General features: G+C 49.0%; 13 protein-coding genes and 1 tRNA gene. 8 read left to right on the top strand and 6 right to left on the bottom strand.

What is annotated here, in order from left to right; genetic code table 11:
- Positions 1–15 precede the first annotated feature (15 nt).
- The 3 genes from H6F76_RS11890 to H6F76_RS11880 all read right to left on the bottom strand — a co-directional run bounded on the left by H6F76_RS11890 (position 16) and on the right by H6F76_RS11880 (position 4,759).
- A complete protein-coding gene (locus H6F76_RS11890; protein ID WP_190454946.1) occupies positions 16–399 on the bottom strand; it encodes a hypothetical protein in 384 nt (127 codons plus the stop codon).
- 336 nt (positions 400–735) lie between these two features.
- Entirely contained in the window at positions 736–2,028 is a 1,293-nt protein-coding gene (locus H6F76_RS11885; protein WP_190454942.1) for a hypothetical protein, read from the bottom strand.
- 454 nt (positions 2,029–2,482) lie between these two features.
- Complete coding sequence (locus H6F76_RS11880) at positions 2,483–4,759, bottom strand: bifunctional (p)ppGpp synthetase/guanosine-3',5'-bis(diphosphate) 3'-pyrophosphohydrolase (RefSeq protein WP_190508407.1); 2,277 nt, start codon at positions 4,757–4,759, stop codon at positions 2,483–2,485.
- A 386-nt stretch (positions 4,760–5,145) separates the two neighbouring features.
- On the opposite strand from H6F76_RS11880, the gene patD reads away from it, so the two are divergent.
- From patD to H6F76_RS11860, 4 genes are all read left to right on the top strand, one after another.
- Complete coding sequence (gene patD, locus H6F76_RS11875; RefSeq protein WP_190508405.1) at positions 5,146–5,541, top strand: heterocyst frequency control protein PatD; 396 nt, start codon at positions 5,146–5,148, stop codon at positions 5,539–5,541.
- 171 nt (positions 5,542–5,712) lie between these two features.
- Positions 5,713–6,273: a zf-TFIIB domain-containing protein gene (locus tag H6F76_RS11870; protein ID WP_190508403.1), complete on the top strand. Its 561-nt coding sequence runs from the start codon at positions 5,713–5,715 to the stop codon at positions 6,271–6,273.
- A 114-nt stretch (positions 6,274–6,387) separates the two neighbouring features.
- Positions 6,388–8,073, top strand: coding sequence for an ABC transporter ATP-binding protein (locus H6F76_RS11865; RefSeq protein ID WP_190508400.1), 1,686 nt, complete (start codon positions 6,388–6,390; stop codon positions 8,071–8,073).
- Positions 8,074–8,492: 419 nt separating this feature from the next.
- The gene (locus H6F76_RS11860) at positions 8,493–9,761 is read left to right on the top strand and encodes a histidine kinase (protein WP_190508398.1); all 1,269 of its coding nucleotides are present in this window, start codon (positions 8,493–8,495) and stop codon (positions 9,759–9,761) included.
- 38 nt (positions 9,762–9,799) lie between these two features.
- Here the strand turns inward: H6F76_RS11860 and H6F76_RS11855 are convergent, their stop codons facing one another.
- Positions 9,800–10,879 carry a tetratricopeptide repeat protein gene (locus H6F76_RS11855; protein WP_190508396.1) on the bottom strand — a complete coding sequence of 360 codons (1,080 nt, stop codon included), beginning with the start codon at positions 10,877–10,879 and terminating at the stop codon, positions 9,800–9,802.
- A 585-nt stretch (positions 10,880–11,464) separates the two neighbouring features.
- Here H6F76_RS11855 and rplI point away from each other — a divergent pair.
- The gene (gene rplI, locus H6F76_RS11850; protein WP_190454921.1) at positions 11,465–11,923 is read left to right on the top strand and encodes a 50S ribosomal protein L9; all 459 of its coding nucleotides are present in this window, start codon (positions 11,465–11,467) and stop codon (positions 11,921–11,923) included.
- Positions 11,924–12,163: 240 nt separating this feature from the next.
- Complete coding sequence (dnaB, locus tag H6F76_RS11845; RefSeq protein WP_190454918.1) at positions 12,164–13,516, top strand: replicative DNA helicase; 1,353 nt, start codon at positions 12,164–12,166, stop codon at positions 13,514–13,516.
- A gap of 164 nt (positions 13,517–13,680) precedes the next feature.
- Here the strand turns inward: dnaB and H6F76_RS11840 are convergent, their stop codons facing one another.
- Entirely contained in the window at positions 13,681–14,628 is a 948-nt protein-coding gene (locus H6F76_RS11840) for a class I SAM-dependent methyltransferase (RefSeq protein WP_347276007.1), read from the bottom strand.
- A 330-nt stretch (positions 14,629–14,958) separates the two neighbouring features.
- Between H6F76_RS11840 and H6F76_RS11835 the strand changes: the two genes are divergently transcribed.
- Positions 14,959–15,040, top strand: a tRNA-Leu gene (locus tag H6F76_RS11835).
- A gap of 864 nt (positions 15,041–15,904) precedes the next feature.
- Positions 15,905–19,831, top strand: a complete 3,927-nt coding sequence (locus H6F76_RS11830) for a GAF domain-containing protein (RefSeq protein ID WP_190508394.1) — start codon at positions 15,905–15,907, stop codon at positions 19,829–19,831.
- Positions 19,832–19,942: 111 nt separating this feature from the next.
- Here H6F76_RS11830 and H6F76_RS11825 read toward each other — a convergent pair whose 3' ends face one another.
- Complete coding sequence (locus tag H6F76_RS11825) at positions 19,943–22,558, bottom strand: ATP-binding protein (protein WP_190508392.1); 2,616 nt, start codon at positions 22,556–22,558, stop codon at positions 19,943–19,945.
- Positions 22,559–23,214 lie beyond the last annotated feature (656 nt).

Here is a 23,214-nt window from a genome sequence, read left to right as displayed (position 1 = left end):
AAGCCTGCCTTCTGACTACTCCATCCCCTGCCCATCCCGTCGTCCCAACTCATAGATACCACAACCGATGCAGGCAAGCATTCCTACACTAATTGCCCAACTGCGACCCAGCGTTAGCTCTACACCGTAGTTGCATAAGGCTCCAGCTAGAAGAAAGGGCACAATGCTAAAAATAGAAGCGTAGAAAGCATTTTGTGCCTCTCTGCCTTTGCGGGTGCGCTCAAATTCTTCGGTCGACGTGTAGAGCGATCGCTCAGCAAAATTAAACCAGCGGTTAAGCTGATGTGTTACCCAGTCGCTAGTAGTTGCCAGCCCTAGATACAGCGACAGTGACCATAAGCCTGTACCAGCGATCGCGATCGCGCTTAAGTGAAGATCAAACGGGAAAAGGTCAAACATACCAAAGCCCACATAGAAAGCTTATGTAGAACGGCTCGTGTCAAAGCAAAGACAGCAAGCCAATAGTGTTAACGAGCAATCGATTGCATCTCGAATGCCTACCCGTTGCTTGTTGTGTATCTTAACGAAAATTAAACCATAAGTACCTAGACACAGAAAATCCCCTGTGCCTTAACCCGTTGCTGCTCCCGCGTCCTTACACTACTGCATTAGAAATCCTGAAGCTTGTGTTCAAGTACTCAACGCTCGTGTTGAGTTTCTTAAGCAGCGTGTTCAAATATTCAGCGCTCTCATTCAGACGTTGAATCAGCTCTGTCGTCTCCCTATGCTTTGAAGTTAAGCAATCTGGTTCACAAACGAAAGATCGATCGTACTAAAGTTGGTACTCAGCGCTAAGTTGAGGGTTTCCATCGCTTCGACTAGCCACTGCACACCATCGCGGCGGCACAGTTCATAATGGTTAAACAAAATTGAGAAGCGCTTTTCCAAACATGGCTTTACTTTGCGACAGATCAGCACAATTTTGAGTAATAGCCCAGTCGTTAACGTTGAACCGATGTTAGAGATGAGATCAACAAAAACAAAATGATTTGGTTTTTGGGGGCTTTCAACGACAAGAAAATTCAGCAACTGGCTACAGGTTCGGACTAGAAGAAAGTCATTTAACTTTTGATTATGGCTTTCTGGCAGCGTGTTTTTGAGTTGGTTGTAAAGCTGATTGTTGAACTGCCGTCTACCATATTCTGAATCAACCGAAACCGTAATGTATTGGTAAAGGTCATCCTTAAACGATTGGTAAGATGGCGCTTGATTAGTGTGAGTTAGAAATCGTTGGGCTGAATCGCGGTAAGTGCCAGCACCTTGAGATTTACCCGCAAATTGCTTCAAGGCACTACATAGCTGTTGGTCAGTTAACAGCGTTGGGTTCTTTACTGGTTGAAGAATACGATGCGCTGGCAAGGACAGAGCATCCTGATCACACTGCGATCGCCTTACCTGATAAGTGACATATTGGGATAGGTCAACTTCATACTGATGCTGTGCTTTTGCCTGAAGCTGTCGAATTGTCTGCTGCTGCTCGTAGGTACTGCCTTCTGTCAGCAGGCAATGTTCATAAAGGTAAGGATAACGTCGAATGAGCGCACCAATCGGCTCATGAGCGGGCGGATGATGCAGGTCGCCCGTCTGGCTCATCACCTGAGACAAACGGCGGAGGGTCACAAACTGTTCACTATCGACAAAACCCTTAACCAGCTCGCGCACTCGTCGGATCGAACGCGAACGGGAATATTCAGTGATGCTCCTAGTTGGAGCCGCTTCAAAGAGAGCAACCAACTCTGGGATAGCCGCTTGAAGTTGAGGGCGAGTTTGCCAACGATTGATCAAAATATGACAACAACGATTCAACACGAACCGAAACTCTTGTTCAGCCGCTTTGGATGTAGCAATTTTGTCGATCGCTGCGGTAATCTCAGCATCGGGATAACCAACACCATCAATAAACAACGCCCGAAAGCGACTAATCAACTGACTAGGTAGCTCAGATTGCACCAATCGCAGCAAGTGGTCATATAGCTGCTGCTCTGACTGGTCGATCGGACGATGAAAGTTGGGTGTCCAGGTACTCACGGCGGTAGAACTCCCATGCCCAGAGATAGGGGGTCAAAATAGCACTGTCTAGAAAGCGCTGAGGGTGCTAGTCAGCGTTATTGGCTCTATTACTAAAAAATATAGAACGGTACGTTGTAATCCTGAACAAAATGTTCAACAACTGCCTTTAGACGCAACTTTACGCCCTACGGCTCTCAATCGTATCCGTAACAACCACAGAGGTGTTGTGACTTGAATCACACAAACTCAATTAAACCACAGTTGCTGTTTAAACTTTAAGCTACCTCACGCCACAATCTGAGCCTTGTGATTGCTCAAGAGCAACGATGAAGAGTGTTAGCAACCTGCAAAATTAAGAACATTTGCACTAGTCCACTCATCCGTAAATCTACTTAGGGAAAATGTGAAGTTAGATGCCAGCCCCAAGTTTTGAGCACTCCTAGTTTTGTTTATTCTATTAATACCGCAGAGTTTAACCCTCTAATTGGCTTAAGCGGCGTAGGTTAAGCACATCACTCAGTTTTCTGATTTGACTAAAAGTGCGCTCAAGCTGATCGTGGTCGCGGATGTCGATACCTAGATCGATCGTCGCAGTTTGAGCAGGGTAGGTTTTAACCTGAGCATTACGGATGTTGATATTGTTATCAGTCAAACGCGACAAGATGTCTTTTAGTACACCAACCCGATCGATCACCTGAATTTGAATGTCAACAGGATAAGTTTGAGGACGACCATGGTCCTGGTCAGTTGTATTCCAACTGACAGGAACGAGACGATCGCCAGGAATAAGTTCAACGTTAGGACAACTATTGCGATGAATGGAAATGCCGCGACTGCTCCGCGTTACAACCCCAATGATGGCTTCACCAGGAACTGGCGTACAGCAGCCTGCAATATGATGCAGCAGTCCTTCCACACCAATAATGGGGGACTTGCTAGATGACTGCAACGGCAAAATCTTAGCCCCTGTTGGCAGCACAGGAAGCTCTTGGATCGAGGCACTCAAACTCTCTGAGAGCTTTTCTAAAGGTTGTTGTGCTTTAACTGCTTCGCGCAAGCGGTTGAGTGTAAGGTTGAGGGTGACTTCTCCATAGCCCAGCGCTGCTAGCAAATCTTCAACGCTGTGGTAGTTACATCGTTCAGCTGTGGCTTGCATTGGTGCTGATTTTAAGAGCGCCTCAAAGCCATTTTTGCCTAAGGCTCTCTCTAACATTTCTCGACCACGATCGACGTTTTCTTCACGGTTCGATCGCTTGTACCATTGACGAATGCGGTTTCGTGCACCCGGTGTCACCACAAAGTTAAGCCAATCAAGGCTAGGACGGGCGTTCTTCTGCGTCAGAACCTCAACAATATCGCCGTTTTTGAGCGGTGTATCCAGCGTGGTCATGCGCTCATTTACCCGCACTCCAGCACAGTGATTGCCCACCTCCGTGTGAATGCGGTAGGCAAAATCAACAGGCGTTGCGCCACGACTGAGTGATACAACATCGCCTTGAGGAGTAAAGACATAAACATCGCCATCAAAGAGATCATCCTTGATGTTCTCTAGATATTCTTGGGCATCTTTGAGGTCGCTTTGCCAATCTAGTAATTGCCGCAGCCAAGTAAATTTCTCATCAGTCGTTGTCAGCTGGGTGCTGCTACTGCCCGTTTCTTTATACTTCCAGTGAGCAGCAATCCCATATTCAGCAATTTGGTGCATTTCCAGCGTCCGAATCTGAATTTCTAAAGGACGCCCTGAACTGCCAATAACAACAGTATGCAATGACTGGTAGCGGTTAGGCTTGGGTAAGCCAATGTAGTCCTTAAATCGACCCGGAATCGGACGAAACATATCGTGGACAACGGCTAAAGCGCGATAGCAGTCATCATTAGCGCTTACAATGAGCCGAATCGCTGCAACGTCGTAGATTTCGTTGTAATCCTTTTGCTGCCGCTTCATCTTTTGATAGATGCCATACAGATGCTTGGGGCGACCACTAATATCAGCGTAAGCAAGCCCTGTTTGATCCAGGCGTTGTTTGAGGCGATCGACGGTTTGAGCCAGCCCTGTTTCGCGATCGACCCGCTTTTCAGCCACCAGTCCCTGAATTTGCCGATAGGAATCAGGCTCTAAGTATTTGAAGGTTAAATCCTCCAGTTCCCATTTGAAGCGACCAATCCCTAAACGATTAGCAAGGGGAGCAAAGATTTCGCGTGTTTCCAGAGCAATTTGACGGCGCTTTGCATCGGGTAAGTGCTCTAACGTCCGCATATTGTGCAGACGGTCTGCTAGTTTGACGACAATAACGCGAATATCTTGCGCCATTGCCAAAAACATACGACGAAAGTTTTCTGCCTGCCGCTCTGTTTTACTAGAAAAATTAAATTTTGAAAGCTTAGTAACACCTTCAACTAGCAGTTGAACTTCTTCACCAAATAATGCGCCTAACTCTTCAGCCGTAACGGTTGTATCTTCGACTACATCATGTAAGAAGCCAGCAGCAATCATGACACCGCCACCACCCAAGTCTCGCAGCAACCCAGCTACTGCAACAGGATGCATGATGTAAGGCTCACCCGAGGCACGGTATTGCCCCTCATGAAGCTGATACGCAAACTCAAAAGCTCGACAGACTAGATCAGCATCGGCATTGGTGCCATCACATGCTGTAGCATCGGCGCTCGATCGCCGCGCTTGGAAGCATTCTTCTAGCCAAACAGGAAGATCAAATGCTGTGGAAGAGGCGGGAACGGTTAGGTGCATACTGTCAAGCTCAGAGGTCGAAAGGCTCAAAAGGCTCGTTATACTGGCTGATTCTACTGCACAGTGTGCTGCTCAATACAGATTGCAGCTTAATGAAAACATCTAGGCAGTAAGAAAAAACCTCTCAAAAGTTTGAAATCAAAAATAGGATACAAGTATCCCTGCATCGAACTTACAGCGCTGATAAATATAGAGCTTACAAATGTTGCTTGTAGTAGAGCCGCTAAATACGGAAGGGTTATAACTTTCTTTCCGATCTACAACTAACGGCTGTAGCTAAAAGACGAGAACCTGAAGAGTGCCCTGCTCTCAACGGTTTAATTTCTATGTACCATCTATCCTAGCAAAAAGGACAGAATTCTTTACATGAACTTACAGGTGCAACAGTGAGAAAGGAAGAGAAAGCCTTACCGTCGGCTCAACAGCAGCGCTATGAAGCATTTAAGCAAACACTACAGCAGGTGCAGCAGAGGGCGGTTTCACCTAATGCCAACAGCCTAATGCTACGGTCCGAAGTCACAGCCTTGCAACAGTATTTTCACGAGCAGCTTTTGAGTTTGTCAACAGATACCTTCTCGACGACAACGCAGCAGTGGGTGCAATCGTACCAAGTAGAGATGGATAAGCAGCTTCGGTTGCTAGGAATGGATGTACTTTTTTTGCAGGCAGCGAAGCAAGCAGCTACAGCGTTGCAACGGCAGCAACAGGTGTGCGATCGCCTTAGCACTTTGCAACGCTACTGTGAGGCACTGCTGGGAGGGGAGGAGAAGGGTGAGGAGTGAAGGAGTAAGGGGGTGAGAGAGCAGGGGACGCGAGGGGAGAAGAGGTGCATTCGTTGTTAGACTTCAGCCTGCATCGCACCATTGCCTCTGCCAATTTCCTTATGCAAAAGCTAAAAGACTGCCCCTTGCTTGGTTAAATAGAAGGGATCGGTTGAAGCGGAGAGAGCGCCAGTGCAGTGCCCAAAGGATAAGCAAGTAAGTTTGGTGGAAAGTCAGTTGGCGGCTCAGTTAGCGGCTCACCATTGCCCAGAATGTGAGGGTGTCTGGATTCCGGGCGCTGGGTACGAAAGTTGGCAGGTGCAGCAACCTTTGACGGAAAGTCTCTCTGCGCTCATTGATCAAGCGTTGGAAATGAATGTTGACCGATCGCCCTTCGATGCACGGGCGGCACTCTGCCCTGAATGTAATGCTTATCTAGCAAGGGCGAAGGTAAGTGCCAAAACACCGTTTTATGTCGAGCGATGCCCGAACTGTAAAGGCATTTGGTGCGATCGTGGCGAATGGAACACGCTGCAAACGCTGTCGCTACATACTGTAATTGACCAGATGTTTTTGGGAGAGTGGCAAACGCGCACACGCGAACGAGAGCAGTTGGCTCAGGAACGTCGCGCCACGATCGATAAACTAGGAGCCGAACTGGCGGCACAAATTTTTGAGTTGGCTGACGTTTTAAAACAGCATCCCAATGGTGATTTTGGTGTCGCTTACCTAATGCGACGATGTGACAAGTAGCGGTGAGCGATCAGCCGTCAGCTAGGAGCAATTAGCCTGTCAATCCGGCTGTCATGGCGTACAACTGGTAAAGTAGCTGAACGCTAATTGCTTACTACACTGACGGCTTATGCCATGACAAACGCTCTCTTTCAGGTTGAACATTTGCGGGTCGCGTATCCTCAACGTGGATCGGAAGCGATCGCATGGGCAGTGGATGATGTGTCGTTTACCCTCAATCCAGGCGAAAAATTGGGGTTAGTTGGCGAGTCAGGATGCGGCAAAAGTACCTTGGGTCGAGCTGCCATGCGGTTACTGTCCGAAGATACCCAAATCGAAGGGCATGTCACTTTTGCAGGGCAATCTGTGTTTGACCTTTCGACAGCAGCGTTACGGCGCTTTCGAGGCGAAGCCGTTGCGTTGATTTTTCAAGACCCCATGACGCGGCTTGATCCACTAATGACGATCGGCGATCACTGCCTGGAAACGCTGCAATCGCACCAGCCTCAACTTTCACGGCGACAGGCAAAAGAACAGGCGATCGCAACCTTAGAAGCGGTCAACATACCTGCGAGTCGCTGGTCACAATACCCCCACGAGTTTAGCGGTGGGATGCGGCAACGAGTGGCGATCGCTCTGGCGCTACTGCTGAATCCTAAACTCATCGTGGCGGATGAGCCAACCACCAGTTTGGATGTGACCGTCTCTGCCCAGATTTTGCGCGAACTGACACGTCTTTGTGCTGAGCGGCAAATGGCACTGCTGATCATCTCTCACGACCTAGCGATGATTGGCGAGTATTGCGATCGCATTGCCATTATGTACGGCGGCAAATTTGTCGAAACAGGTGCCACTCAAACAGTATTAAAGCAGCCTCAGCATGAATACACGCGATCGCTGCTGAAGGCAGCACTCCATCTGCAAGCCGTTGATTTGGAGAAAGGAGAAAGAGAGGAGCGCGTAGACAAAGGGCAGCAAGTGGTAGACCCGACTCATAACGCCCCTCTTCCGACGCCCCTCCTCCACCTTGATAATCTTATCCAGCACTACACCTTGGAGCAAAACCCGATCGCGCAACTGTTCTCGAAGACGAACCAAACAATTAAGGCTGTAGACGGTGTGACTCTGGATCTTTATCCAGGTGAAACGTTGGGTTTGGTTGGCGAGTCGGGCTGCGGTAAAAGTACGTTGTCGCGCACAATTTTGCAGTTGATTCATCCCACAGCCGGCAAAGTCGAGTTTTTGGGGCAAAACGTAGTCGGGTTATCGCGAACTGCTATGCAGCAACAGCGACGGCAAATGCAAATGGTGTTTCAAGACCCTCATGCGTGCTTGAATCCAATGATGACGGTGGGGGAAAGCATTGCAGACCCGCTACGGATTCACCAATTGGCTGATCCCCAAGCCGCGAAAGCCCAGGTGTTGGAAATGTTGGAACGGGTAGGCTTGAGTCCAGCGACAGCGTTTTACGATCGTTATCCTGCACAGCTTTCGGGTGGGCAGCAGCAGCGTGTGGCGATCGCTCGTGCCCTCATCACACGTCCGCAATTACTGATCTGCGACGAACCAGTCAGTATGCTAGATGCCAGTGTGCAGACGCAAGTTTTAGCGCTCATGCAAGACCTCAAAGATGAATTCAACCTAACCTACTTGTTCATTACGCATGATCTGTGGGTCGCGCGCTTTTTCTGCGATCGCATTGCCGTGATGCAAGCTGGCAAAATTATTGAGTTGGGTGCCACTCAAGATCTTTTTACGCGCCCACAGCATCCTTATACACAGGCGCTACTGCAAGCAGCCCCACTCCTTGCAAGACTGTAATGGGTAAGGCAACATGGCTACGCTAGCAGTCTAAAGCGTTCATCTTGTAGACGTTTACTATGTTGCCATGCTCAAAAATTTACTGCTGTGGTATGGCAAAAGGATGAAGGATAAGGGATAAATCGAAACCTTTGCTTAAAAGAAGTTTCAAGGTTTATGTCTGTCCTAACGTTCGCTTCGACTGCTATAGGAAATGCCTGTGTGCTCCTATCAAGCGTGCCAATTTTTAGCTCATTTCTTGGCTAGAAAGCGCTCAAGCCTCTGACAGTAGCTAGATTGATTCCGTTAGAACTTAAAGGTATTAGGGTAATCTAGAGAGTAGAGATTCAAGCGAATTAATTGAATTTCTTAAGGTTTAGTCCAAATTAAAGTCAAGAGCAAGTTAGCTTTATTTGTTTTAAGTGCTGGAACAAGATGGTATGCAGGCATTTTCTGAGAAGCAACCCAGCAACGAAATGCCCCTACAGCTCTTGCTGTTTATTGATAAACGTCCGACCTCAAGAGAACGCATTCGGCAAGTGCGTGAGGCGCTCAAAAACCTTAGAGCGGGCTACCCCTTTGAGCTAGAAGTCATTGACGTGAGCGAGCAGCCTTATCTGGCTGAACACTTTCGGCTTGTAGCAACTCCAGCGTTGATCAAACTTCATCCTGCTCCGCAGCAAACGCTGGCAGGCAGTGATCTAGTTGCCCAATTGCAGCATTGGTGGTCTTACTGGCAACGCTCTGTAGAGAATTATCTGGTGAATACTAACTCTCAGCAAGTCTTTGGGGAAGACCACCGAACACAAGAGAATGAAGATCCCAGAGTAAATATTGCGATTGAACGTGGCTTAGTAGCCAATTCGCCGGACGTTGGGATAGATGCTACCAAGCAATCAATCAGCGCCCTGAAGACGATCGCCCGCTCGGCAGAACTTATTGAGCTAACCGACGATGTCTTTCGCCTGAAGCAAGAAAAAGCCGAGCTTGAGCATCAGCTTCGCTTTAAGGATGAAATTATCGCCATGCTGGCGCACGATTTGCGTAACCCACTTACTGCTGCGTCGATCGCCATGGAAACCCTGGAGATGGGACACAGTATTACTGATGGTTGGTCTTCACGGCTAACCCCTACCCTTACTGCACAGCTTTTAAAGCACGCTCGGACACAGACGCGCGCGATCGATCACATGATTACTGATATTCTACAGGCAGCACGTGGTACCGGCGCTGAACTACGCATTGTGCCTCAGAAGATGAACCTGGGACAGCTTTGTGTTGAGGTCTTAGAGTCTCTTCGCGATCGTTTTCAGGCAAAGTTACAACGCGTTGAGCAAGATCTTCCATCTGACTTGCCTCACGTGTATGCCGACAGCGAGCGAGTCCGTCAGGTTTTGGTTAATTTGCTTGATAATGCCATTAAATATACGCCTGTCAGCGGCTCGGTTGCCGTTTCAATCCTTCATCGCACCACCCAAAAAGTACAGGTTAGCGTCTGCGATAATGGTCCGGGCATCCCTAAAGAAAATCGCGATCGCATCTTTGAAGAGCACTTCCGGCTCGAACGCGATGAGGCAAAAGACGGCTATGGCATCGGGCTATCGCTCTGTCAGCGCATTATCCGATCGCACTATGGTCAGATTTGGGTAGACTCGACGCCCAACACGGGCAGTTGTTTCCACTTCACACTTCCCGTCTATCGTTCCTAGCAATCAAAGCTTATTGTTTTAAGAATGTTTAGAGGGCTTCAAAGAGAAGAGCGACGATAGGTTGCCCGCACTTTGGGACCAAAAACAATTACGTCTTCTGGCTTCAGCTCCCACGTCCGGTATTTTTGACCATTGATCACCAACCCATTGGTGCTTGCCTTTCCATCCAGGTCGCCATCGGTAATCTGGTAGCCATAGCTGCCATCTTCTTTAAGAACCTTTGTCAGGATCGCGTGATGACGAGAGGCAAACTGAGAGTGGAGGCAGATATCGCTTTGCGGATCACGCCCAATTTGATACTGATCGCGATCCAAAGTGATGTCTCGCTTGCCTCGCTCGTCTTCAACAACCAAAATTGACTCGTTCCGACGCCCCAGAAACGGTTGAATACCACGATCGGACATCGGTGCAAACGTCGCGCTGCTATCCAAATCGCCTTCCACAAACGTTCGTGAGTCGCTAAAGCCAGCGCCATACCAGGCTGGGTGAGTAGTGGGTGGTCGATAGTTTAGCCCTGAGCGCTCAGAGGCAAGGTGACGAGCGTGCCAAGAAACATCATCGTCTGGCTTAATAGCGAGGGCACGATCATAGCTAGCGATCGCCTCGACGTAACGGTGCAACTCAATGAGTGCATTGCCACGGTTGCGCCATGCTAAAGAGTTATCTGGGTTAATGTGCAGTACGCGATCGTAGCTAGCAATCGCTTGAGTCGGTTGGTCTAACCCATATAGCAGCGCGTTGCCACGGCTCTGCCATGTGTGCTCGTGACGTGGGTTAATTTGTAATACCCGATCATAGCTCTCGATCGCTTCAGTATAGCGCCCCAGACCGTACTGCAGGGCGTTACCACGGTCATGCCAGATCTGGACGCACACCTCACTTTTAGGTCGCAGGTTGAGCGCTTGATCGTAACTGGCGATCGCTTCTAGATAAGAACCGCACTTTTCGAGAGACAAACCACGTTCGTACCAAACTTCGTAAAAATCGGGTCTAATAGCAATGACGCGATCATAATGCGCTACGGCTCGCTCGTAGGCTTCAGTCGCAGCCGCTGCTAGTCCCTGTCTAAACCACAGAAGAGCATCACCACTGAGTTGAAGTTGACCGGTATCAAGCATGGCTCAATTTTCTGGAATCCAGTACCCATTCAAATAAACAGGGAGCCGGGGGCAGTTCTAGCGATTCAATAAACGTGCCAGCGATCAACAAAATTTGATAGCTTTATACAAACTTAGCGTAAAACGACTCGGCTGCTAACACTTCCCTCAAAAGAAATAGAACATCACGAGATTGAGTGATGGTGAAGTAGCGATAGTTGTGTACTCCAGAAAGTCATGCAGGAAAGAACACATTAATACGGAGCGCGGGACTCCAGGCACTCAAACTAATTTTTTTCTGCTTCTCTCAATCTTGCAATTGACCTTGAATGCCATCGCTGCCTGCTGTAGAGAAGCTCCTCCCACTCTAAAAACAGCTTTCACGACCCTTTCCGGCTCTCTTCTCTAGCAGGCAAGGGGACAGGTTAGACTCCTAGCATGCAGATAGTTTGCCCAAGCATTTTTAAGTAAGGCATAACTTGAGCTAAATCTCTTCACTCATTCTCAACAAAACTGTAGAGCGAACACTCTTTCATGGGGTAGTATTGTATTTCTGTGGGTTTTTACACCTTAGAAATTTAGAAAGATTGCGGCGAAGGGAAGGTTATGGCAAAGCGCGTACAGTTAGTTCTCAGTAAAGATGTAAGTAAGTTGGGTAAAGCAGGAGATCTGGTTGAAGTCGCTCCTGGCTATGCTCGCAACTATCTCATTCCGCAAGGCATTGGGGCGCGCACGACTCCTGGTCTCTTGAAGCAGGTCGAGCGGCGCAGAGAGTTAGAGCGGGTGCGCTTGCTGGAAGAAAAGCAGGAAGCAGAAACGCGCAGAGCAGCTTTGCAAGCTGTGGCAAGTTATATCATTGCCAAGCAGGTCGGCGAAAATGAGGCGATTTTTGGTACTGTAACCAACCAGGATGTCGCTGATGTAATTTTGCAGACGACTCAGCAAGAGGTCGATCGCCGTGGTATTACGCTACCCGATATTCACAAGCTTGGTTCTTACAAGGCAGATATCAAGCTGCATCCTGACGTTACCGCAACGGTTGAAATTCAGGTTGTTGCTAGCTAGAGCGTCAGCTCAAGGCGGTTGTCCAGGGAGTTTGGCTTTGCTATAATAGTACGCAGGTACTAAATATACGTTAGCGTCTGCCTATGCTAACACTTCACTACACTTAGCGTTTTAGTCTTGAGCGAGCGTTAAGCAACGCTACATGTAGTAGAGCAAGTGCGGTCTTCCCTGTATAGTGAAGTGAGCCATGCTGGATGTGTGGGTTACTTCTCCAACATATTGTTGCCGTCTCTGTTTCTTATGGTTCAGGAACTCAATTTCCAAGCCTTTAGCGATCGCCTGCCGCCTCAGAACATTGATGCTGAAGAATCAATTCTGGGCGGCATTTTGCTAGACCCAGAGGGTGTCAATCGGGTTGCAGATTTGCTTCATCCCGATGCCTTCTACTTGAGTGCTCACCGAGAAATTTATCGCGCTGCTCTGGTGCTGCAAGGACAAGGCAGCCCTACAGATTTGATGAGCATTACATCCTGGTTGATCGATCGTGGTCTTCTCGAAAAGGTGGGCGGGCAAAGTAAGCTGGCACAGTTAATCGATCGCACAGTGAGCGCTGTCAACATTGACCAGTATGCTCAACTGGTGATGGACAAGTATATGCGCCGTAAGCTGATCAAGGCGGGCAACGAGATTGCACATTTGGGGCACGACACATCCAATGATCTAGAAGTAATACTTGATCAGTCCGAGCAAAAGCTGTTTGGTGTGACGCAAGATCGCCCGCAGCAAGGCTTAATGGCAGCGTCCGATATTTTGACGCACACTTTTTCAGATATTGAGAGCCGATCGCTGGGCATGGTGTTGCCTGGGTTGTCCTGCGGTTTCTATGATCTAGATGCGATGACTCAGGGCTTTCAGCGCTCTGATCTCATTATCGTAGCGGGGCGACCGTCGATGGGCAAAACATCTTTTACGATGAACGTTGCCCGTAATATCGCCGCCTTTCACAAGTTACCTGTTGCCGTCTTTAGCCTGGAAATGTCGAAAGAACAACTGGTTCAGCGATTGCTAGCCAGTGAGGTGCGGATTGAAAGTGGTCGACTACGGGCAGGGCGTGTGAGCCAAAATGAATGGGAGCCGCTGGGTCATGCTATCAGCACTCTGTCGCAACTACCAATGTTTATCGACGATACGCCGAATATCAGCATCACTGAGATCCGATCGAAGGCACGCCGACTTCAGGCTGAACAGGGTGGTGCGCTCGGCTTAATCTTGCTGGACTATTTACAGTTAATGGATGGCGGTAGCGACAATCGGGTGCAAGAGCTGTCACGCATTACACGTGCGCTTAAAGGACTGGCACGAGAACTTAGTGTGCCCGTCATAGCGCTTTCCCAGTTGAGTCGTAGCGTCGAGTCGCGCACCAATAAGCGACCAATGATGTCTGACTTGCGCGAATCAGGTGCAATCGAGCAAGATGCTGACCTGATCATGATGCTTTACCGCGATGAGTACTATAACCCTGACACGCCCGATCGGGGTATCGCGGAAGTCATCATCTCGAAACATCGGAATGGCCCAACTGGAACCGTCAAACTTCTGTTTGAGTCGCAGTTTACTCAGTTCCGCAACTTAGCAGCGCCAAATCGCACTTAGAGGCAGCATCAAAGCGTGCTTGGATCAAGGTAAGTGGAGCCATCACTATGCAGTAATGGAGTTGATGGGTGCTAAAAACACAACGCATTTAGCAACCCACTAAATCACTGGCACAAAAACTGCTGTAACTCCACCAGCGTCTTAAGGGGCGATCGTGCTCCTAGTTACCACTTGGTTGCTTGAGTGCTGCGTTTAGCAACAATCGGGAAGTTTCGTGCTAAAGGACCCCACTTAACGCTTGCAGTACCTTTAAGCGTATCGCCTTCAATGCGTCCCTTAAATTGAATAGCGCCTTGCTGTCCCTGGATTTTTTCAGCGCGGCTAAATGAGAGTTGATCGCCCGTCAGCGTAATGTTGGGGATGCTGTACTTCTTGCCATCCGCGATCGCATCGCCCTTCACCTGCTGGAACTGCTGTGTAAACCGCAAGGTATAGGGTTGGCTGCGACCAGGCGCAAATTCGACCCGTCCCTGCCAGTCGCCCGCAACACGTTCAGGGACAACCCAATAATAGATATTGCGTGGCAACGAAGAGCCAGCGCTTGCAGGAACAGTAACCGTTTTATCTGGTTTCCAGTCGCCCATTGTGAAAGCGTGGGAGACAAGACGGGTGCCGGGTCGTAGGTCGTTTAAGAGTTTGGGGCGCAACTTCAAATTGATTTCAGGCAGTAGGTAAAGTGTTACCACGCTGGCATCACGAAGGTTAGTTTGAAAGAGATCTTGCTGGAGGAATTGAACGCGATCGCTCACTCCTGCTTTCTGTGCATTCTCATTACTTAAGCGCACTAGCCCTGGATTGATATCTACCCCTACCCCACGTCGGGCACCATAATCTTTAACGGCTGTAACCACTAGCCGACCGTCGCCAGAGCCGAGGTCATACACTACATCCTCACGGCTCACACCTGCTAGCTTTAGCATTTCTGTGACAACCGTTTCGGGTGTTGGCACATAGGGCACATCTGGTTTGATAGGAATAGGATTTTCTGTAGGGGTTGGGGTTGGCGCTGTTTGAGCGATCGTTGCAGTGCGCTCACTCCCTCCAAGAAAGGCAAGCGATAGGCTGACGACCGCTCCCATCACTCCTAAACCGATCTGTTTGCGTAACACCACAGGCTTTGCTCCCGACGAGTAGACCCAAGACAAATTTCTCGTAGCGTATCCTTTTATCGTTGCTTAGACATCTACTTCTGCATAGAACTGATCGACTGTTGATTAGTTCCCAAATACTTTCAACAAATTTAGTGCCACGATCGCAAACCTCGGACCGCTTTTTGCTATGCTGAGTAAGTCTCAAAGCAAACCAAACCTCAAGTTTGCGCCAGTTGAGTCATTCTTAGTCGAGTGGCTTGCTGTGTTACCTGATGTTGAAGGTTTTTTAATCAGAAACATCAGACTCAGAGACGTTGCTTAGAAGAGACTGGTTTTTGGAAGCCAGCTTGTGCGGATGTGGCGGAATTGGTATACGCGCACGCTTGAGGTGCGTGTGGCATAGCCCTTGCGAGTTCGAGTCTCGCCATCCGCATCTTTTTACGATCGTTATTTTTATCTGGTTGTAAGCCTAAGTTGTTTAGTTCAAACAGCTTAGGCTTATAGCTGTATTTCGCCTTGACATATCTTGCTGACGCTGCTTCCAGCAAACTCAGGGGATTAAAAGCGTTACTGCAATTGGTCCAAGCTCTTCAACAGTCGGTTCAACCGCTAGAGCGTTGTCATAGCTGGACTAGTTTTTCGCTGCGCGATCGAGTCTGCGTAAGGCAACGTGCTTGTACCAAGCCCAGTAAGAGTCTGGCTTGAACCGATCGCAACTTACAATATCCGTTGCCGAGCTTCAGCATCGGTTTAGCATTTTTGAAATAGACACCGTTTCGATCGCCTGTACAGCGATCGTTACGTGTGGTGACAGTTTATGCTTCGCCTGTCGCATCTCAGGCTAGACGGGTTCATACTCACTTAGTGAAAATGGGCTTGATTGCTCATGGTGCTCGTATAGATATTACGTTTCAGGGTATTCCAAAACCTGAGTCAGCCAAATAGCGTAAGAACCGACAACTCCAAAGATCGTAAGATCGGTTCCAACACTAGCTGTCGGCTTCAACACCAACGGCTGCACTTTTACCTCTAGCTTCGTTGCATTGTCTCATCTACCAATGTCACACGTTCCATTTATAGATCTGCTGCTTACGATCTGTGCCTAACCAGGAGCAAGCCAGTAGGCAGTTAGCACCCTGCGGTAACGTCACTTGCAAGACCTGTAGAGCTAGAAGCATAACGCAGGGTAAGCACGTCATTAAGCACAATGCACGCTTCCTTAACAAAAGAAACTGGCTAGGATTGATGTCTGCTCTTATTTCTAACCGTTAGCTATTGTTGCTTGCTAATCCGATTCATGACTCAACCACTACCAGAACCTCCGTTACCCTCGGTTCCTTTGCCTACTCATGAAGCGGAACGCTTAAAAGCATTGCGACGGTACAACATTCTTGATACACCGCCGGAAGCAGCATTTGATCGCATTACTGCTTTAGCTGCACGCTTGTTTGGGATGCCGATCGTGCTCGTTTCCTTAGTTGATGAGTCGCGGGGTTGGTTCAAGTCGGCTTACGGTTTTGATATCCAAGAAGTGCAGCGAGATGCCACTATTTGCAGTCTGACACTGTATTCCAGCGACGTTTTAGTTATTCCCGATACCCGCCAGGACGATCGCCTCCTTTGCAACCCCTTTGTGCAGAATGAACCTGGTCTACGGTTTTATGCAGGTGCACCCTTACTAACTCAGGATGGCTTTAACCTCGGTACCCTTTGTTTGTTCGATACTCAACCACGCACGACGTTAACTGACGAGCAGCAAGCTGTGTTGTCCGATCTTGCTGCAATGGTGATGGATGAACTAGAGCTACGCTTGGCAGCTCGCAAAGTCGCCCAGCTTGATACAGCATTGTTAGAAATCACGCAGGGGGTTTCTGTTGCCACGGGTGAAGCTTTCTTCTCGGCTCTGGTACAACATTTCACCAAAACTTTGGGGATAGATTACACCTACATTGGTCTGGTGGATGGGGCAAACCGGGATGCTATTAAGACGATCGCTGCCTGCGCCAACGGTCAAATCATTGCCAACTTTGAGTACTTACTGCGCGACACACCTTGCTGGCAGGTGATTCAAAAACAAAAGTTGTGTTGCTATCCCGATGGCGTGCAAGCGCAGTTTCCTCAAGCGCCGCTGCTAGCCCCTTTCAGGGTAGAGAGCTACGCGGCAATTCCATTCTTTGACTCGGCAGGTACACCGCTTGGGCTGCTGGGCATCATGGACAGCAAACCTTTAATCAATCTTCAGCTTGTAGAGTCTCTACTGACTATCTTTGCGCTGCGGATTGCTACTGAATTGGAGCGCCAACAAGCGGAGGTTGCCCGGCAACAAGTGCAGCAAGAGTTGCAGCGCCAGGTAGAACAACGAACGACTGCATTGTCTAAAGTAAACCAACGCCTTCAACTAGAAATTGTCGATCGCCAGCAAGCAGAAGCTGCCCTGCAAAAAGAACAAGAAATGCTGCGGGTGTTGCTAGATAACGTGCAGGCAGGTATTGTCGCCTGTAACGCCGATGGACTTTTAACGCTCTTTAATCGGTCAGCACGAAGATTTCATGGACTACCAGAGCAACCGCTCCCCCCTGACCAGTGGGCAGAATATTATGACTTGTATCTGCCGGACGGCAAAACGCGGATGCCTAAAGACGAGATTCCGCTGTTTCGTGCCTTACAGGGAGAAACCGTTGCCAACGTTGAGATGGTGATTGCCCCCAAAGCAGGAATGACGCGAACCTTGCTCAGCAGTGGGCAAAGCATTGCTGATGCTCAAGGCAATAAACAGGGCGCAGTGGTGGTTATGCACGACATCACCGATCGCAAACAAGCAGAAGCCGTTCGCTTAAGCCTTGCAGAGGAACGTGCCCAACTAATTCGAGAGCAAACTCAGGAACAAACGGCTCGTCTGGAAGCTGAAACGGAGCAGCGACGATCGGCTTTTTTGGTTGATGTCAGTACAGCACTGGCATCGTCATTGGATTATGAACAAACGCTTCAAAGCGTTGCCAAGTTAGTCGTACCTTATTTCGCAGACTGGTGTTCTGTAGATTTATTGAATGATGATGGCACCATTAGTCGTGTTGCAGTTGCGCATGCCAATCCCGATAAGGTGCAGTTGGGTTGGGAACTAGCACAACGCTTCCCCAGGCACTTAGATGATGGGTATGGCATCTCTCAGGTCATGAAAAGCGGGCAAAGTGAAATTGCGATCGACATTACCGATGAACAACTCACGGCGACTGTATTGAATCCTGAGTATCTAGCAATCTTGCAAAGTGTCGGCTTAAGGTCGTGCATTATTACCCCACTGCAAGCGCGTGGACGAGTTTTAGGCAGCATTTCTTTTGTGTTTACTGAATCAAATCGCCGCTATAGCCTCACAGATCTTGCTCTAGCTCAAGATTTGGCGCGTCAAGCCGCGATCGCCATTGACAACGCGTACCTTTATCACACCGCTCAACAGGCAAAGCAAGCGGCTGAAACCGCTGCTGATCGCACGACTCGCTTACAAATGGTGACAGCCGCCCTCTCAGAATCTCTGACACCCGTTCAAGTAGCGGCGGTGATTGTAGAGCAAAGCACTGCGGCTCTAGAAGCAGATGCAGCACTCATGGCACTTCTAAGCCCGGATGGAACCGTTTTGGAAATTGTGCAAGCAGTCGGGTATGCCGTAAATCCAGTAGAAAGCCATCGGCAATTTCCCCTCACTGCACCCTTTCCCTTAGCGGACGCAGTACGAAATAAGCAGCCTGTTTGGTCAGAGCCTCTAGCGGAACGCCTTGCCCGCTATCCTCATTTAGCAGAAATCTACAAGAGTCTTCCCTTCCAGGCATGGATTTCGCTGCCCTTAATGGTTGACGGCAGAGCGGTGGGAGGGCTGTCGCTTTCCTTCAAACAGTTCAAGCAACTCAGCCAGGACGATCGCGAGTTTATGCTCACTCTTAGCCGTCAGTGTGCTCAGGCAATCTTCCGCGCTCAATTGTACGAGGCAGAGCGCAGTGCTAGAGCAGAGGCAGAACAGGCAAGCCGGGTGAAAGATGAATTTTTGGCAGTGCTCTCCCACGAATTGCGTACTCCGCTTAATCCCATTTTGGGCTGGTCAACGCTCTTACAAAAACAGCAGCACGACCCTGCCACTCTGGCTCGTGGCTTGCAAACAATTGAACGCAATGCCAAATTGCAAACGCAGCTCATTGAAGATTTACTGGATGTTTCCCGCATTTTACGTGGCAAACTCATCCTTGATGTGGCTCCAGTAGACTTGAAGTTTACGATTGAAGCCGCAATGGAGACTGTGCGCCTAGCGGCAGAAGCGAAGGCAATGCAGATTCAGACCTACTTTGCCCCAAAGGTGGGATACGTTGCAGGGGATGCCAGCCGTTTACAGCAAGTAGTTTGGAACCTGCTAGCGAATGCGATCAAATTTACCCCAGACGGCGGACGAGTCGAGGTGCGGTTAGAGCAGGTCGAGCATGGGAACGTGGAGAATTGGGTGGGTGGGAGTGTAGATCAGCCATCCACTCATCACTCTTATGCTCAAATCACTGTCACCGACACTGGCAAAGGCATCACACCAGAGTTTTTTCCTTATATCTTCGATCGCTTTCGTCAAGCAGACAGTAAAACCACTCGTCAGTTTGGTGGCTTGGGCCTGGGTTTGGCGATCGTACGGCAATTGGTTGAACTGCATGGCGGTACGGTTCATGTAGAAAGCTCCGGCGAAGGGCAGGGAACCACGTTTACGGTCCACCTACCGCTAATGAAGGATCAAGCTAGACAGGTAAATAGTGAGACAAAGAGCCTTCAGCCTGCCGATGTTGCCTCACATCCTTTAGAAGGTGTTCGAGTGTTGGTGGTAGATGATGAAACTGATGCCCGTGAGTTAGTAATTTTTATCCTGGAGGATGCAGGTGCAATGGTTGTTTCAGCCGCATCTGCTGTAGAAGCACTGGAGGCATTAAAGAAGACAGAGGTTGATGTGCTGATCAGTGATATCGGGATGCCTATGATGGATGGCTATACGCTGATGCAGCACGTGATCGCTCAATTTGCAGAGAAAGGAGAGCCGCTTGCTGCCAGTAACCTGTTACCAAAGGCAATCGCCCTTACCGCCTATGCAGGGGAAATAAACCAGCAGAAGGCTCTTGCTGCCGGATTCCAGCGCCATCTTAGTAAGCCGATCGATCCAACTGAACTCGTTGCAACGATCACAAGTCTTAGTCAATCAGCTTAGTTGCTCGTGACTACCTTAGTTTTGGGTGGCACGAGTGATCCCACTTGTCGCCATTGGCTAAAGTCAACGACTTTGCAGACAAGGACTTTGCAGACAACTGACCAACATCCGTCAACGCAAATAGACAGGTGGGGCTGTGGTTGTGGTTAATGGCAGAACAACTGTAAAGGTAGCGCCCTGTCCTTCGCCCTGACTCTCTACCTGAATATCACCATTATGTAACTCGACCAGTTGCCGTACGATTGCTAGCCCTAAGCCCAAACCTCCATGTTGACGCGTGGTTGAACTATCCGCTTGGCGGAAGTAGTCGAAGATGTAGGGGAGAGCTTCTGCCCGAATTCCTTGTCCCGTGTCGCTAACTTGAATCACCGCCTCATTGTTCTGCTGCGCCAACCGGATCTCAACCTGCCCACCTTGTGGAGTGAATTTGATCGCATTCGAGAGCAGGTTTTCTATTAACTGTCGCAGACGATCGCCGTCACCAGAGACTTGCCCTACCGTCTCATCTAAGTAAGCATCTAAGCGGATTGACTTAGCTGTAGCGCTTGGTTGCACCGTTTGAATCGCCGCTGCAACCACTGCGCGTAGAGGAATAGGGTGCTTTTGCAGCAGCAGCTTTCCACGCAGTAGACGGGAGATGTCGAGCAGATTCTCAATCAGTTGAGTCTGCAAGCGGGCATTGCGCTCGATCGTTTCTAACGCACGGGCAGTAATGATTGCATCGAACTGGTGAGTCCGCAATGCTTCCGCCCAGCCCAGAATAGAGTTTAAGGGCGTACGAAGTTCATGAGAGACGATCGCTAAAAACTCGTCCTTCAAACGGTTGGCTTGCTCCAGTTCCTCAGCCTGATGTTGAAGCGCATTCAGGGCAACTTGTAGCTCTCGTCGCCGCAAGCTCACCTCTTCTACCAGCGCTTCTAAACTGTGACTCTGGCTGGCAAGCTCTTGTTGCAACAAGTCACGCACTCGCTTCACTGCGATTAAATTACCAACTCGCGCCTGTAACTCCTCAACCGAAAAGGGTTTCATCAGGTAGTCTTGAGCGCCCTGGCGCAACAGTTGCACCCGCAGTTCATCATCAGCTTTGGCAGTGAGCATCACAACTGGAGTCGTATCCAACTCTGGGTAAGTCCGAATCTGTTGCACAAGCTGAGCACCGCTGAGGTAAGGCATCATCACATCACTCAGGATTAAATCAGGCTTGAGCGCGATCGCCTGCTCCAAGCCCTCTTGTCCATTGACAGCAGTAGCAGTGCAATACTCAGATGCCAACGTTGAGGTGATGAACTGATTCATTTCTAGATTGTCTTCCACTACCAGCACTAACGGTTTGCCGACTGCTGGTGCCTGAAGCTTGGAGTCGATTGGCGCAACCGTCCGGAGTTCTTCGACTAATTGGTTTGCGATCTCTTCACCCTGATTCAGCTCAGTGGTTGAAGCAGTAATGCTGCTGCCAGACGGCATTAGCAAAGGTAACTCAACAGTGAATTGTGCGCCGCCTTCGGGTGCATCACTTATACCAATGGTGCCGCCTTGTAGCTCGGCGAATTCTTTTGCGATCGCCAAGCCTAAACCAGTGCCGCCAAAGCGACGGGTTGTGCCCCCCTCCCCCTGGCTAAACCGCTCAAAGATCGTTTCCCGTAAAGCAGCCGAAACACCCGGACCGCTATCGCGAACAGAAAGAATGGCTCGATCGGCCTGGACTGGCAAGTTGGTGGAACCACCGTCGGCAGCATTCATCTCAGCTTGATTGCTTTCCAGCGTGCAAGAAATGATGCCACCATTAGGTGTAAATTTGAACGCGTTGGAAATCAAGTTAAGTAGAATTCGCTGTACTTTTGCGGCATCAATTTCAGCAGGCAAAGATTCTGGTGCATCAATAGTTAAGGCAATGTTCTTTTCTTGTGCCAAGCCATCAAAGTTCGCGGCAGTAAGGCGCACCAGTTGAGCCAGATCAACTTGCGTAGAGTGTAGTGCCATCTTACCTGCCTCCAACTTAGAGACATTAAGGAGATCATTGACTTGCTTGAGTAATAGGCGAGCATTACGATCGACAATCTTTAAATCATGCTGGTGCTCCTGGCTCAGTGCTCCATGTTTGAGCAGTTTCTCAATAGGTCCCAGAATTAGGGCAAGCGGCGTTCGGAGTTCGTGACTAACATTGGCGAAAAACTGCGTCTTGAGTTGGTCAACCTCCTTAAGTTGCTCGTTCATTGCCTCTAGCTTATGGTTAGCCGCTTCCAGATGCGATCGCCGTTCTTCTGAAAGCTTGGCAGACTCGACCAGAGCTAACGCTTGGGGAACGAGAAAGGGAAGGATAAAGGCTGTAGTGACAGAGGCGATCGCCGTAATCACCTTTAACACTCCCGAAAGCCAATAAGTCGGATGCCATAACGTCCACACATCCATGAAGTGGGTACTGGCACAAGCAATAATGAAGGAGCCAAACGCCAAAAACATCCAGTGAAAGGGAATCTCTCGGCGAGTCTTGTAAACCAGGTAAGCCAGGGTTGCCGAAATAGCAACATAGGCAAGGGCAATAAACGAATCTGAAAGGACATGGAGCCATACCAGCCCTGGCTTCCACAAATAGCAATGCCCATGAGGAATAAACCCGTTGACTGCTAAAAGGGCGTTCCACCATCCCGGAAAGACCAGCAGGAGTAGGAGGGCAACAATGAATGCCGTTGCACCATAACTCAGGGTATTTCGATTAATGCTTATCATCAGTCTTAAATTTAGGAGCCCAGTCTCTTACTTATTCTGTAATTATTTTTACTTTCAAGCCCATAAGTCAGCTTTACGCTTCATAAAGACTAAATAAAAGAAAGTATTGCAGTAGAAATACGTATCTACTGCAACTTTGAAGCTCTTAATGGAGCGATAACAAAGCTTTCCTTATCACTTAATGTTAACCATAACTATCGTGTTAAAAACCTTATATATAGCCATCTGTAAAGGTCTATCCATTGATAGATAAGCAGACCTTTGCTTTTCAGGTAAAGCAGGAATCGCTCAACGTCATATGCCTGAAGCCGCTGTCTAGGCGTAGGAGCTAAAAATTGTCATAAGTCCATAAGCAGTCATAAATCAGTTGTGAGATTGAGAGGCTTTGTGAGCAAGAACTCCAGTGGAATCCTTGCTCACGATCCAGATAGGATCGCTACAGGAGCTAACGCTTTAGGTTATCGGGATCTGGAATGACGATCAACCTGGTTAAAGCTGAATGTAAACTGTTGAAGCATAAGACAACTAGTGAGTGATAAATGGGCGATCGCAAGTGACCCAACGGTGAGTTTATAGACCGCTGCGCTTACCCTTTTGATGAAGATGCATAGCCTCGCACTCAAGGCGTGGCATCACCATACACCTCCATTCATCAC

Origin of the sequence: Leptolyngbya sp. FACHB-321 (genome assembly GCF_014695975.1) — a bacterium.
Taxonomy (GTDB): domain Bacteria; phylum Cyanobacteriota; class Cyanobacteriia; order Leptolyngbyales; family Leptolyngbyaceae; genus Stenomitos.
Note: the sequence above shows the minus strand (reverse complement) of the source record. Positions and strands in the feature narration are given on the sequence as shown.